The sequence below is a fragment of the Stenotrophomonas sp. SPM genome (genome assembly GCF_003105135.1).
GTDB lineage: Bacteria > Pseudomonadota > Gammaproteobacteria > Xanthomonadales > Xanthomonadaceae > Stenotrophomonas.
This window is the reverse complement of sequence record NZ_QETL01000101.1, coordinates 1-13,741: the sequence shown is the minus strand read 5'-3', so window position 1 is coordinate 13,741 and position 13,741 is coordinate 1. Positions and strand designations below refer to the sequence as shown.

Annotated in this window: 14 protein-coding genes; 9 read left to right on the top strand and 5 right to left on the bottom strand. The window is 67.7% G+C overall.

Annotated features, from left to right (window positions below; translation table 11 throughout):
• The 8 genes from DCO49_RS16615 to DCO49_RS16580 form a co-directional block, all read left to right on the top strand.
• Positions 1–541 (top strand): DNA-processing protein DprA (locus DCO49_RS16615; RefSeq protein WP_243402763.1); only part of this gene is annotated, 541 nt, incomplete at its 5' end.
• Between the two features lie 43 nt (positions 542–584).
• The gene (locus DCO49_RS16610) at positions 585–1,058 is read left to right on the top strand and encodes a DUF494 family protein (protein ID WP_108770130.1); all 474 of its coding nucleotides are present in this window, start codon (positions 585–587) and stop codon (positions 1,056–1,058) included.
• 39 nt (positions 1,059–1,097) lie between these two features.
• Entirely contained in the window at positions 1,098–1,829 is a 732-nt protein-coding gene (locus DCO49_RS16605; protein WP_116864950.1) for a GYF domain-containing protein, read from the top strand.
• Positions 1,830–1,884: 55 nt separating this feature from the next.
• Entirely contained in the window at positions 1,885–2,814 is a 930-nt protein-coding gene (locus tag DCO49_RS16600; protein ID WP_116864949.1) for an RDD family protein, read from the top strand.
• A 212-nt stretch (positions 2,815–3,026) separates the two neighbouring features.
• Positions 3,027–5,504 carry a DNA topoisomerase I gene (locus DCO49_RS16595; protein ID WP_116864948.1) on the top strand — a complete coding sequence of 826 codons (2,478 nt, stop codon included), beginning with the start codon at positions 3,027–3,029 and terminating at the stop codon, positions 5,502–5,504.
• Between the two features lie 98 nt (positions 5,505–5,602).
• Positions 5,603–6,193: a Sua5/YciO/YrdC/YwlC family protein gene (locus DCO49_RS16590; protein WP_116864947.1), complete on the top strand. Its 591-nt coding sequence runs from the start codon at positions 5,603–5,605 to the stop codon at positions 6,191–6,193.
• Between the two features lie 43 nt (positions 6,194–6,236).
• The gene (locus tag DCO49_RS16585) at positions 6,237–6,944 is read left to right on the top strand and encodes a DUF4124 domain-containing protein (protein ID WP_116864946.1); all 708 of its coding nucleotides are present in this window, start codon (positions 6,237–6,239) and stop codon (positions 6,942–6,944) included.
• A 187-nt stretch (positions 6,945–7,131) separates the two neighbouring features.
• Entirely contained in the window at positions 7,132–7,863 is a 732-nt protein-coding gene (locus tag DCO49_RS16580) for a hypothetical protein (RefSeq protein WP_116864945.1), read from the top strand.
• A gap of 69 nt (positions 7,864–7,932) precedes the next feature.
• Here DCO49_RS16580 and DCO49_RS16575 read toward each other — a convergent pair whose 3' ends face one another.
• On the bottom strand, positions 7,933–8,709 hold the full coding sequence (locus DCO49_RS16575; protein ID WP_116864944.1) for an SDR family oxidoreductase: 777 nt from the start codon (positions 8,707–8,709) through the stop codon (positions 7,933–7,935).
• 110 nt (positions 8,710–8,819) lie between these two features.
• On the opposite strand from DCO49_RS16575, the gene DCO49_RS16570 reads away from it, so the two are divergent.
• Entirely contained in the window at positions 8,820–9,026 is a 207-nt protein-coding gene (locus tag DCO49_RS16570; RefSeq protein ID WP_116864943.1) for a hypothetical protein, read from the top strand.
• A 135-nt stretch (positions 9,027–9,161) separates the two neighbouring features.
• Here DCO49_RS16570 and sppA read toward each other — a convergent pair whose 3' ends face one another.
• The 4 genes from sppA to DCO49_RS20370 form a co-directional block, all read right to left on the bottom strand.
• Positions 9,162–11,084, bottom strand: coding sequence for a signal peptide peptidase SppA (gene sppA / locus DCO49_RS16565; RefSeq protein WP_116864942.1), 1,923 nt, complete (start codon positions 11,082–11,084; stop codon positions 9,162–9,164).
• Between the two features lie 115 nt (positions 11,085–11,199).
• Entirely contained in the window at positions 11,200–12,564 is a 1,365-nt protein-coding gene (locus DCO49_RS16560; RefSeq protein ID WP_108770140.1) for an MATE family efflux transporter, read from the bottom strand.
• 177 nt (positions 12,565–12,741) lie between these two features.
• Complete coding sequence (locus DCO49_RS16555; RefSeq protein WP_116864951.1) at positions 12,742–13,317, bottom strand: DUF3106 domain-containing protein; 576 nt, start codon at positions 13,315–13,317, stop codon at positions 12,742–12,744.
• A 180-nt stretch (positions 13,318–13,497) separates the two neighbouring features.
• Complete coding sequence (locus tag DCO49_RS20370) at positions 13,498–13,641, bottom strand: hypothetical protein (RefSeq protein ID WP_165835743.1); 144 nt, start codon at positions 13,639–13,641, stop codon at positions 13,498–13,500.
• Positions 13,642–13,741: the final 100 nt, after the last annotated feature.

Here is a 13,741-nt window from a genome sequence, read left to right as displayed (position 1 = left end):
AAATTGGTTCAAGATCGCCTGGTGGCTGCTGCTAGTCGGCCTACTATCGGCGTTCTTGTTGCATCGCTACCCAGAGCTAGCGCTCGGTCGTGCGGTTCCGGCGGCCCAGCGCTCCGGCGCCCTGATCACCGCCCGCCTGGCCGCCGAGGCCGGGCGCGAGGTCGGCGCGGTGCCCGGTTCGGTGCTGAACCCGCGCGCGGCCGGCTGCCATCGGCTCATCCGCGAGGGCGTGGCCCTTGTCGAACGCCCCGAAGATGTGCTGGAACTGCTGGCCCCTGCCCTGCGCCAGCAACTGCCCGGCTTGCAAAGCCGCCTGGCCACCCCCACTGAACAGGCATCGCCGGCAGACCTGCCGGACCGGTGGGCGAACGACCCTGACTACCAGAGCTTGTGGCGGGCACTGGACCACAACCCAAGCGGTATGGATTCATTGATCACGCGTTGTGGATTGACGGCGCCTGAGGTGTCCTCCATGCTGCTGGCCATGGAACTGGCGGGAATCGTGGTGTGCGTACACGGCCGCTACTGTCGAACTCCCTAGTTTCTTCACCTCCACAGCGTCGCGCGACGCAGGCCGAGGGGCAATGAAAGAGAGCATTCTTGACGTACTGTTGTACCTGTTTGAACACTATTTCAGCGAAGATGCGGACCTGATCCGTGACCGCGACTCGCTGCAGAATGGCCTGATCCAGGCCGGTTTCAGCCCTACCGAGATCAACAAGGCCTTCGACTGGCTCGATGCGCTGGCTGCCCAGCGGCCGAGCGTGGCGCAGGCCCGGGTCGACGGCCCCGTGCGCATTTTCCACGGCCCCGAGCTGGACAAGCTGGACGTGGAATGCCGCGGTTTCCTGCTGTATCTGGAACAGCACGGCATCCTCGATGCCGACCAGCGCGAGCTGGTGCTGGACCGCGCCATGGCCTTGGACCAGGACGAACTGGACCTGGATGACCTGAAGTGGGTCGTGCTGATGGTGCTGTTCAACCAGCCCGGCGCCGAGGCGGCGTATGCCTGGATGGAAACGCAGATGTTCATGGACGAGCCAGAACCCCTGCACTGACCGTACACTTGGGGACCGAGCGCATTCAGGAGCGTCCCCGTGAGTGAGTGGTTTCACGCCCAAGGCAACCGCCAGCAAGGCCCGTTGCCGGCGGAGCAGTTGATCGAGCTTTTCCGCAGCAACGAAATCACCCTGGACACCCTGGTCTGGCGCGACGGGCTGCCGCAATGGCAGCCGCTGCGCAGCGTGGTCGACGAACTGGGCCTGATCGTGCCGGCCGTCGATGCACCGGCCAGCGCGCCGCCACCGCCGGCGGCCCCGCAACCGCCCGTCCTGCCGCCGGAAGCGCCTTACCACGCCAGCACCAGCACCGCCTTGCCGCCGCCCAGGAAGGGCCTGTCCGGCTGCGCGCTGACCGCCATCATCGGCGGCGTCGCCCTGCTGGTCCTGGTGCCGATCCTGGCCATCCTGGCCGCGATCGCCCTGCCCGCCTACAACGACTACGTGATCAAGTCCAAGGTCGCCGGTGCGATTACCGCCCTGCAGCCGCTGAAGGAACAGGTCCAGCGCTTCGCCGACGACCAGGGCCGCTGCCCGGGCGCCAACGACGCCGGCTTCCCCGAAGCGGGCAGCTTCGCCAGCCAGGGGCTGTCTGCCGTGCACATCGGCCGCTTCAACAATGGCCATTGTGGTATCGAAGCCACCTTGGCCCTCCCCGGCAAGACGATCGACGGTGACCTGCTGTGGCAGGAATACGACCGCGACAGCGGCCGCTGGGAATGCACCGGCGAAAGCGACAACAAATACCTGCCCGTGCAGTGCCGCGGCTGAGCCGCCGACCGCGCAGGCAGCCTGAAATCCAAGGATGACCCAACAGGGGAACGCAATGACTGAGTGGTATTTCGCCGAAGGACAGCAACGCCAGGGACCGTTCCCGGTCACCGAGATCCGCCAGCGCTTCCAGCGCGGGCAGCTGACTCTGGACACGCTGGTGTGGCGCGAGGGCATGGGCCAGTGGGCCGCCCTTCGCCAGGTCGTGGACGAACTGGGCCTGCAGACCCTGGCCGAGGCCAGCGACAGCAGTGCCACGGGCGGCTTCGACCTGCGCGGCGACTATGCCGCCATCGACAACGGCACCGCCCCCCTGCCGGGCACCGGCGCACTCAGCAGCTCGCCCTACAGCGCCCCGGGCGCGGCCAGCGGCGACTACAGCCAGGCCGTGCAGGGCGGCGAGGTGGTCTACGCGGGCTTCTGGAAGCGCTTCGCGGCCTACCTGATCGACTATTTCATCCTGCTGATCCCCAGCTGGATCATCGGCATGGTCCTCGGCGTGGGCATCGGCCTCGGAATGGGCGCGGCGGGTGGTGGCGATACGGCCACGGGCGTGGCCGCGCAGCTGGTCAGCGGCCTGGCCGGCCTGGCCATCTCGATGGTGTACTACGCCTGGTTCCACGCCTCGGCCGGCGGCGCCACGCCGGGCAAGATGGCCGTCGGCATCAAGGTCGTGCGCGGCAACGGTGAGCGCCTGACCCTGGGCCGCAGCATCGGGCGCTACTTCGCCACGATCCTGAGCAGCATCATCCTGTGCATCGGCTACCTGATGGCGGCGTTCACCGACCGCAAGCAGGCCCTGCACGACATGGTCTGCGACACCGTCGTGGTCGACCGCTGGGCCTTCACCGACCAGCCGCACCTGCAGCGGCGCGAGCTGGGCACGGTCACCGTCGTTATGCTGGTCATCGGCGGCCTGATGGTCCTGGGCGGCGTGATCATCTCCATCGTCGCGGTGGGCGTGATCGCCAACATGGCCAGCTGAGGCTGGCCGACGGCGCCGGCAGGAGGCCGTCATCACGCCCCGCCCCTTGACAGGCGCCGTCCGGGCGTGATTCCTCTAATAAGGAAACCTGAACGCCCGGCACACTACCGGGCGTTCAGTTTATGGATTTGCCCGTGGCCGCTTCACTAATGCGGCCGTTTGCTCCACCCTAGCGGCCCCTTCCCCCGGTTCGCCCACAGACCTTTCCCGACATGCCCAAGCACCTGCTCATCGTCGAATCGCCGGCCAAGGCCAAGACGATCAACAAATACCTCGGCAAGGACTACACCGTCCTGGCCTCGTATGGGCATGTGCGCGACCTGATCCCGAAGGAAGGCGCGGTCGACCCGGACAACGGGTTCGCCATGCATTACGACGTCATCGACAAGAACGAGAAGCACGTCGATGCCATCGCCAAGGCCGCCAAGGGCGCCGACGACATCCTGCTGGCGACCGACCCGGATCGCGAGGGTGAAGCGATCAGCTGGCACATCGCCGAGATCCTCAAGGAACGTGGGCTGGTCAAGGACAAGCCGATGCAGCGCGTGGTCTTCACCGAGATCACCCCTCGCGCCATCAAGGAAGCCATCAACCAGCCGCGCGCCATCGCCAGCGACCTGGTGGACGCCCAGCAGGCGCGACGCGCGCTGGACTACCTGGTCGGTTTCAACCTGTCGCCGGTGCTGTGGCGCAAGGTGCAGCGAGGCCTGTCCGCCGGCCGCGTGCAGAGCCCGGCGCTGCGCATGATCGTCGAGCGCGAGGAGGAGATCGAAGCCTTCATCGCCCGCGAATACTGGTCCATCGCTGCCGAGTGCGCGCACCCCAGCCAGCATTTCAACGCCAAGCTGATCAAGCTGGACGGCCAGAAGTTCGAGCAGTTCACCGTCACCGACGGCGACACCGCCGAGGCCGCCCGCCTGCGCATCCAGCAGGCCGCGCAGGGCTCGCTGCACGTCACCGACGTGGCCAGCAAGGAGCGCAAGCGCCGCCCTGCGCCGCCGTTCACCACCTCGACCCTGCAGCAGGAAGCCTCGCGCAAGCTCGGCTTCACCACCCGCAAGACCATGCAGGTGGCGCAGAAGCTGTATGAAGGCGTGAACATCGGCGACGAAGGTACCGTCGGCCTGATCTCGTACATGCGAACCGACTCGGTGAACCTGTCGCAGGACGCGCTGGCGGAGATCCGCGACGTGATCGCCCGTGACTACGGCATCGCCTCCCTGCCGGACCAGCCCAACACCTACCAGACCAAGTCCAAGAACGCCCAGGAAGCGCACGAAGCCGTGCGCCCGACCTCGGCCCTGCGGACCCCGGCCCAGGTGGCGCGCTTCCTGACCGACGACGAGCGCCGCTTGTACGAGCTGATCTGGAAGCGTGCCGTCGCCTGCCAGATGATCCCGGCCACCCTCAACACCGTCAGCGTCGACCTGTCGGCTGGCAGCGAACACGTGTTCCGCGCCAGCGGCACCACCGTGGTGGTGCCCGGCTTCCTGGCCGTCTACGAGGAAGGCAAGGACAACAAGAGCGCCGAGGACGACGACGAAGGCCGCAAGCTGCCGGCGATGAAGCCGGGCGACCGCATCCCGCTGGAACGCATCCAGGCCGACCAGCATTTCACCCAGCCGCCGCCGCGCTTTACCGAAGCGGCGCTGGTGAAGGCGCTGGAAGAGTACGGCATCGGCCGTCCCTCGACCTACGCCTCGATCATCCAGACCTTGCTGTTCCGCAAGTACGTGGAAATGGAAGGCCGCAGCTTCCGCCCGTCCGACGTCGGCCGTGCGGTGTCCAAGTTCCTGTCCAGCCACTTTACCCAGTACGTGGATTACGACTTCACCGCCAAGCTGGAAGACGAGCTCGATGCCGTCTCGCGCGGCGAGGAAGAGTGGATCCCGCTGATGGCCCGCTTCTGGGAACCGTTCAAGGAGCTGGTGGAAGACAAGAAGGAATCGGTCGACCGCGCCGAGGCCAGCGGTGCCCGCGAACTGGGTACCGACCCCAAGACCGGCAAGCCGGTCAGCGTGCGCCTGGGCCGTTTCGGGCCGTATGCCGCCATCGGCAGCACCGCCGAGGACGCCGAGGAGAAGCCGAAGTTCGCTTCGCTGCGCCCCGGCCAGTCGATGCACACCATCTCGCTGGAAGACGCGCTGGAACTGTTCCTGATGCCGCGCGCGCTGGGCCAGGACAAGGATGAGGACGTCAGCGTCGGCATCGGTCGTTTCGGCCCGTTCGCCAAGCGCGGCAGCACTTACGCCTCGCTGAAGAAGGAAGACGACCCGTACACCATCGACCTGGCCCGCGCCGTGTTCCTGATCGAAGAGAAGGAAGAGATCGCGCGCAACCGGATCATCAAGGAGTTCCAGGGCAGCGACATCCAAGTGCTCAACGGCCGCTTCGGCCCGTACATCAGCGACGGCAAGATGAACGGCAAGATCCCCAAGGATCGCGAGCCGGCATCGCTGACCCTGGCCGAAGTGCAGCAGCTGATGGAAGAAACCGGCAAGCCGGTGCGCAAGGGCTTTGGCGCCAAGAAGGCCGCCGCGAAGAAGGCCCCGGCCAAGAAGGCGGCGGTGAAGAAGGAAGCCGCGCCGAAGAAGGCCGCTGCGAAGAAGGCGCCGGCCAAGAAGGCGGCCGCAAAGAAGGCCCCCGCGAAGAAGGCGGCGAAGAAAACAGTGAAGAAGGCCGCCAAGTAGATCCACGCCATGCGTGGATGATCTGCCGGGATGTGCGGACCGACTGTCCGCACCGACAACCGGTGCCCACCACCCGTTCTGCACGCCGCGGGGGGATAATGAAGCCCCACGTCGGGCCGGCCTTCCCCATGAAAGAACTCACCCTCGATACTGCTGTGGCCACGCTGCGCGCGGGGGGCGTGATCGGCTACCCGACCGAAGCTGTCTGGGGCCTGGGCTGCGACCCTGCCCATGAGGCGGCGGTGCACATGGTCCTGCGCCTGAAGCAGCGCCCGGTGGAGAAGGGCATGATCCTGGTCGCCGCCGATCTGCCGCAGCTGGAAGGCTGGGTGCGCCTTGAGGCCCTGCCCGACGCACGTCAACGCGCGGTGCTGGCCAGCTGGCCCGGCGCCAACACCTGGATCCTGCCGGCCGGCCCCCGTGCGCGGCCGTGGGTGACCGGTGAACACAGCGGCATCGCCGTGCGCATCAGCGCCCACCCGCTGGTGGCGGCGCTGTGCCGCGCCTGGGGCGGTCCACTGGTGTCCACCAGCGCCAACCTGGCCGGTGAACCGCCGGCGCGCAGCCGCGAAGAACTGGACCCGCGCCTGCTGCGGCTGCTCGACGGCATCCTCGATGGCCAGACCGGCGGTCTGGCCCAGCCGACGCCCATCCGCGACGCACTCAGCGGCAGCATCCTGCGCTCCTGATGCGCCGATTGCAGTGCCGCGGCAATTCGCGCAGGCTGCAGCCATGAACCTGCTGCGCCCTGCCCTCTGCCTGGCTCTGTCGATGCCCATGGTGGCTTTCGCTGCCGATGACGTGCGGGTCTACCGCTGCGTTGGCAGCAACGGCGCCGTTGCGCTGCAGGACAAGCCCTGCAGCAGCGGCCGCCAGGAAGTGCGCGACCTGCAGCGCCCGCGCGACCCGCCGCCGCGTGCGGTCAGCACCGATACCCCGCCGCCGACGCCCGCAGCGAGGCCGGACATGGGCGTGCGCGAGGTCCGCCACGTCTACATCCAGCCACCGCAGCCGATGTACGAGTGCGTGCGCGACGACGGCAGCCGCTATACCAGCGACAACAACGAGGGGAATCCGCGCTGGGTGCCGGTATGGACCACGGTCTGGTACGGACCGGGGCACCATGGCGGACCGCGCCCGCTGCCGCCGGGACCGGGCCCGGGAGGCGGCGCCATCGGCATCGGGCCACCGCCGGGGGCTGCAGGAATTCCGGTGCATCGGCCGCCGCTCGGCTACGGGGTCAACGTGCCCGGCGGCAACGTGCTGGTGCGCGACGCCTGCAGCCTGCTGCCGCCGCGCGAAGTCTGCTCGCGCCTGCGCGACCGCCGCTGGGAGCTGGACCGCCGCTACAACAGCGCGCTGCAGAGCGAACGCACCGCGATCAGCAACGAACAGCGCGGCATCGACGCGCGCCTGACGCAGGACTGCAGCGGCGGCTGAGCGCTTCGCTTTGATGGATGCCCACCTTGGTGGGCACTCTGCTCCTGCCCTGGTAGATGCCCACCTTGGTGGGCGCCGTTCTTGGCCAGCGCCAACCAAGATTGGCAACTACCCAGGCACCGGCCACCGCACGTGACAACCAAGGTTGGCATCTGCCAGGTGGTGGCCGCTGCTGTAGGCTGCTGGCATGAAGAAACTGATCTGGCTGGCGCTGTGCCTGCTGCCCGGCGCTGCCGCGGCCGAAGAGATGGTCATCTACCGCTGCACCGGCAGCAGCGATGTTCCCACCGTGCAGCGCATGCCCTGTTCGGCCGGCATGAAGCAGGAGATCGTGAAGCTGCCCGGCTCCGCGCCGTCGACGTCGGCTGCAGCCCCCGCGGCCGCTCCCACGCCAGCGCCGGTCGCTGCCAACCCCGCGCCTGCAGCGCCTGCCTCGGAAGCGCCCGTCGCTCCCACACCGCCGCGCGCGGGCCAGGAGCGCATCATCAGCGAGGCCTACATGGTCGAGCGCGAAGGCGGCGATGCCATCCTCGACAGCGCCCTGCTGCCCCGCCCCGGCGATGCTTCGGTCGACGAGAACGCGCCGCCCAAGCCGCCGCTGCCGCCGATCTTCCAGTGTCAGGATTCACAGGGCGGGCAATACCTGCACGAGTACGAAGCCGCGCCGGGCCGCTGCGAGCTGATGAGCGTCAGCGGCCTGGGCGGTGCCACGCCGGTCAATGCGGCCAGCTGCGAAGTGGTCAGCGACCGTTGCAGCGAAGTGGCCGAGGCGCAGCGCTGTGGCAGCTGGCAACAGCGCTTCCGCAATGCCCGCGGTCGCGAGCGCTTTGCCTCGGAGGAAAACCGCGACGCCGCCCGCGCCGAACGCGAGCGCCTGCAGGCGGTGCTGGCTGCGAGTGATTGCCGGGTGCCGGAGTAGGCGTTGCCGCCCGGCGTTGATGGGGTCAGAGCCCTTTCCTGCAGAAAGGGATCCGACCCCGGGTCAGGCTCAGAACCCGTAGCGCAGGAAGCCGCCGTCAACCGCGATGCACTCACCGGTGACGTAGCTCGACGCCGGCAGGCACAGGAAGCCCACCGCTGCGGCCACTTCTTCCGGCTCGCCGATGCGGCGCATCGGCGTGCGTGCGATCACTTCTTCGTAGTAGTCGGCATCGGACAACGGCCCGGACGTGCGCCGGGTGCGGATGTACCACGGCGCCACCGCGTTCACCCGGATGCCATCCTCGGCCCACTCCACCGCCAGGTTGCGGGTCATCTGGTGCATCGCCGCCTTGGTCATGCCGTACACCACGCCGCTGCGCACATGGGTCAGGCCCGAAACGCTGCCGACGTTGACGATGGACGAGGCGGCGTGCCGGGCCAGCAGCGGATGCGCGTAGCGCGACAGCTCGAAGGCCGAGAACAGGTTGGTCTCGAAGATCTGGCGCCACTCGTCCTCGGAGTACTCGGTCGCCGCTTTGGTGACGTTGCCGCCGGCGCTGTTGACCAGGATGTGCAGGCCATCGCTGTGGTCCTCCACCCAGTCCAGGATCTGCCGGCGGTCTTCGTCATCGGAGACATCGGCGGCCAGCGCATGCACCTGCATCTGCGGATGCACGTCCAGCAGTTCGTCGCGCGCGGTCTCCAGCATGTCGATATCGCGGCCGACGATCATCAGGTCGGCGCCGAAACCGGCCAGTTCGTGTGCGATCGCCAGGCCGATGCCGGCGCTGGCACCGGTGATCAGGGCCGTCTGCCCGTCCAGGCGCCACCGTTGCTGGGTCATGAGTTCTCCGGGGCCGCGCCCGCTGTATTTCGATGCCGCAAGGATACGCGTCACAGCAGGGCGTTGCCGACAGTGCGACACTGCCGCATCACCCGCCCCGGAGCACCACGATGCGTCTGCTGATTCCCGTCTGCCTGTCGGTCGCGCTGCTGGCCGGTTGCCAGAAGCCGGCCACGCCCAACCCCGAGAAGCCGCCGGAGCCGCAGGCGCTGGCCAAGGCCATCAGCCAGCCGCTGGACCGCGCCAAGGACGTGCAGAAGACCGTGGACGCTGGTGCCGAGCGAGAGCGCAAGGCCGAGGCTGAAGCAACGCAGTAGCGGATGAGAGGTAGCGCCGGGCCATGCCCGGCGAGCGCGAAGCGCGGCCTCCAGAATCCGCCTGGCATGGCCCGGCGCTACCAATAAAAAAACGCCCGGCCGAAGCCGGGCGTTTTCAGTGGCTGCAACCGCGTGTCAGAACCCGCAGAAGCAGTACGCCAGTGCCTTCACCGGTGCACCGTTGCCCTTCTCGCGCGCGGCGTTCTCGACGAAGCGCAGCTGGGTGTCCACTTCCGGCATCGTGCGCGCCAGCATCATCCGCGCCACGCCCGAATCGGCCAGCATCCAGGCACCGGCATGGCTGCCGGCGAACCCACTGATGAACTGCGCGAACGGGGTGGCGGGCTTCTCGATGTAGCGCACGCGGTACTTCTCGTCATTGCCCAGCTTGGCACGGCTGGCGGCGTCGGCCACGGCGTCCTTCATGCCGCCGAAGGCGTCGACCAGGCCGCGTTCCTTGGCCTGCGCACCACTCCAGACGCGGCCACGGGCCACTTCGTCGATGGCTTCGACCGGCTTCTTGCGGGCCTCGGCCACGCGACCGGTGAAGTCGGCATAGCCCTTGTTGATCACCGACTGGATGACCTGGCCCACGGCCGGGTCCATCGGGCGGGTGACGTCGAAGGCACCGGCGAAGCGGGTCGTGCCCACGCCATCGGTGTGCACGCCGAACTTGTCCAGCGCGCGGCTGAAATTGGGGATCATGCCGAAGATGCCGATCGAACCGGTGATGGTCGACGGATCGGCATAGATGCGATCGGCGTTCATGCTGATCCAGTAACCACCGGATGCGGCCAGGTCGCCCATCGACACCACCACCGGCTTGCCGGCGGCCTGCAGGGCCACCACTTCGCGGCGGATCTGCTCGGAGGCGAACACTTCACCGCCCGGCGAATCCACGCGCAGCACCACGGCCTTGACCTGGTCGTCGTCGCGCGCGGCGCGCAGCAGGGCCGAGGTCGACTCGCCACCGATGCGGCCGGCCGGCAGGTCGCCGCCGCTTATCTCGCCGGAGGCCACCACAACGGCCACCTGCGGACGTGTGTCCACCGGGTTGCGGCGGGCGTCGAGCTGACCCATGTACGAGGCGAAATCGATGTTGCGGAAGCCGCCGTCAGCATCTTCGTCGGCCACGCCGCGCTCGATCATCAGATCCTCGAATTCCTCGCGGGTCTTCAGCGCGGTCACCAGCTTCTGCTGCAGGGCAAACTTGGCCAGGTCGCCGCCGGCCGCGGCCACGCCTTCGGGCAGGGTATCGATGCCCGCGGCGAGCTGTGCCGGATCGAGGCGGCGCGCCTTGGCGATGTCACCCAGGTAGCGCTGCCATACGTCGTTCATCCAGAACAGGTCGGCTTCCTTGGACGCCGGCGAGGCCGCATCCAGCACGTACGGTTCGGCGGCGGACTTGTACTCGCCCACCTTGAACAGGTGCACGTCCACGCCCAGCTTGTCCTGCAGGCCGGTGCGGAAGTACTGGCGGTAGCGGCCCAGGCCCTCGAGCACCACCGACCCCATCGGATCCAGGTAGACCTCGTCGGCCTGCGCGGCCAGCAGGTACTGCGACTGGCCCATGCTCTGGCTGAAGGCCACGATCTGCTTGCCCGAGGCGCGCAGGTCCTGCAGCGCACCGGCCACTTCACGCAGCGAGGCGAAGCCGGACGGCTGCAGCTTGTCCAGTTCCAGCACCACGCGTTCGATCTTCTTGTCGGCCTTGGCCGATTCGATCACGCGCAGCAGGTCGCGCAGCTGCACTTCCTCGGCACCGTTGTCGCCGACCGCCTTGGCCAGCGCGCGGCTGACCGGATCAGCGCTGTACTGCTCGACCAGACGGCCTTCCGGGGCGATGACCAGCGTGGTGCGGTCCTGCAGCGATTTGCTGGCGCCGGCACTCATGCCCGCAGCGACGATGAACATCACCACCACGAACAGCAGCAGGCCGAAGAACACCAGGTTGAGGATCAGCCTGCGGGTGAAATTCATCACGTCCCACAGCCCGATGAAGAAACCGGCGATGGGATTGCGATGCGCCGGGGGCAGCGGGGGCACGGGTTGGTTCATGGAGCGCTCCGGATGGCTTCTTGCCGTGGTAACAGCATAGCCGGTGCCGTGTGAGGCGGCATCGGACACAAGTCAGGGGTTCGCCCGTCACGGTCTGGCGTGACGGGCACGACGATCATTCCAGGGCCGATTGACCGATGCGCAGGCTGCTGCGACGCAGGCGCCAGCCCATCAGGATGGCGGCGGCGGTCAGGCCGACGATCAGGCCGATCCACATGCCTTGCGGGCCCATGCCCAGGCCCAGGCCGAGCCCTGCGCCGAGCGGCATGCCCAGACCCCAGTACGCGAACATGGCGATGAACATCGGCACGCGCGTGTCCTTCAGCCCGCGCAGCGCGCCGGCCGACAGCACCTGGATGCCATCGGGGAACTGGAACGTGGCCGCGTACAACAGCAGGGTCGAGGCGAGGCCGGCCACGGCCAGGTCGTTGGTGTAGACGCCGACGATGGCGTCGTGGCCGAACAGCAGCACGGCCGCCGACAGCGTCTGCGTGCCCATGATGATCGCGTAGCCGGCCCACGCCGCGCGGCGCACGCCGAAGCCATCGCCGCGGCCGACCGCATGGCCCACGCGCACGGTGGTGGCCTCGGCCACGCCCATTGGGATCATGAAGCACAGCTGCGCCACGTTGATCGCGATCTGGTGCGCGGCCGCTTCGTTGGCACCGAGGCGGCCGATCAGCAGCGCGGTGACGATGAACAGGCCGCCCTCCATCAGCACGGTGATGCCGATCGGCAGGCCGGTGCGCAGCAGGTCCCAGATCGCGGCCGGGCGCGGGCCCTCGAAGTGCGAGAACAGCTGCAGGTGGGCGAAGCGCTTGGTGAACCACAGGTACGTGGCGAAGGCGATGGCCTGCAGCCACATCATCACCGCCGAGGCGATGCCCAGGCCTTCGGCACCCATTTCCGGGAAGCCGAGCTTGCCGTTGGCCAGCACGTAGCCCATCGGCGCCAGCACCAGCAGGCCACCGAAGCCGAGCAGCATGGTCGGCAGCGTCCAGTGCATGCCCTCGCTGAGGTAGCGCATGCAGAAGTACAGGGTCAGCGCCGGGCCACCCCAGCGCACCGCGTGCAGGAAGGCCGTGGCCCCCGGCACGATGTCCGGGGCGATGCCGAAGGCCGGCAGCAGCGGCGGCACGACGGTGAGGAAGGTGAACATGATCAGGCCCAGGCCCAGCGCCAGCCACAGCGCCTGGCGGAACAGCGGGCCGATCTCGCGCTCGCGGCCGGCGCCGTGCAGCTGCGACACCGAGGCGGTGAGCGAGATCAGGGTGCCGATCGGGATCAGCATCGGCAGCCACAGCAGGGCCGTACCGATGGTCACCGCAGCCAGGGTGGCAGTGGCATGGTGGCCGGCAATGACGTTGTCGACGAAGGAGATCAGACCGGTGGATACATGGCCCAGCACCAACGGCAGGGCGAGCAGACCGGTCGCGCCCACTTCCTTGCGGAAGCGCGGCGTGGAGGTTGCGGTAGACATGGAAGTACAGGACGCCAACTACGGTTGCGCGCGAAGGGCACAGGCACCGGGTTGCGGCCGGCTATGTTACGGCCAAACGAAGCCGCTTGCTGGATAGAGTCGACCGTTGGTCGACTGCTCTTCATGTGGATACAGGCAACACGCGCGTGTTGCGCGATGGTCGACCAACGGTCGACTCTACTGGCCGGCCTGGTGCTTCAGCCAGGCGTCGCGTTCGGCGGCCGGCACGGCGAGGAAGGCGCTGCGCACGGCATCACGTTCCTGCGGCGGGGTGCGCTGGGCCACCAGCGTCAATTGCGTCAACTGCGCGGGGCTGAGCTGGCGCAGCGCGGCCAGTGCGGCCTCGCGCTGCTCCGGCGGCACCAGGCCGAACAGGCCGTGCAGCTTGGGGAACTGCATGCCCAGCTGCGGCCCCAGCCGCCAGCCATCGCGGAAGGACTGGTCCTGGGCCTGGAACTGCTCGCGCAGGCGCTGCTGCTGTTCGGCCGGCAGCGCGGCAAAGCGGGCGGCGGCCTGTCGGATGCGCTCGCGCTCGCCCTCCGGCAGCGCCTTCAACGACGCATAGTCGGCACGACGCTGACGCTGCTGCTCCGGGCTGAGCTGGGCAAAGGCGGCGGGCGAACTCGTATCGGCCACCGGCGCTGGCGTTGCGCCCGGCGCTGCCGGCGGCAGCGGTACTTCCAGCGAGGGCGGCGCGGCGGCCAGCGACAACGGCAGGGCCAGCAGCGCGCTGGCAAGCAGGAATTTATTCATCGGCAGCAGCGGTTTCCAGCGCGGCACCGACCGGCTCGGGGCGGATCGGCTTGGGTTCGGATTCATCCACCGGCAGCGGGCCGCCTGCGGCGCTCCACGCATACAGGTCGGCGTCGGCGGCCAGCGGATAGTCGCGAAAAACACCCCCTCTCCTCTTTCCTTTCCTCCTCTCTTTTTTATTTACATTCTTTTTTCTCCCCCTCCTCCCCTTTTTTCTTTCTCCTTCTCCCCTCTTCTCCCTCTTTCTCTCCTTCTTACTCCTCCTTCTCTTCTTTCTTTTTCTTTTTCCTCCCTCCTTCCTATCCTACCCTTCCTCTCATACAATCTATATCACCTTCACTCTACTTCACCTCTACCCTTTCTCTCTTCTTCTTTCTCTCTTCTTCTTTCCCCTCCCTTTTTTCCTTCTTTCCTCTTTTCTCCC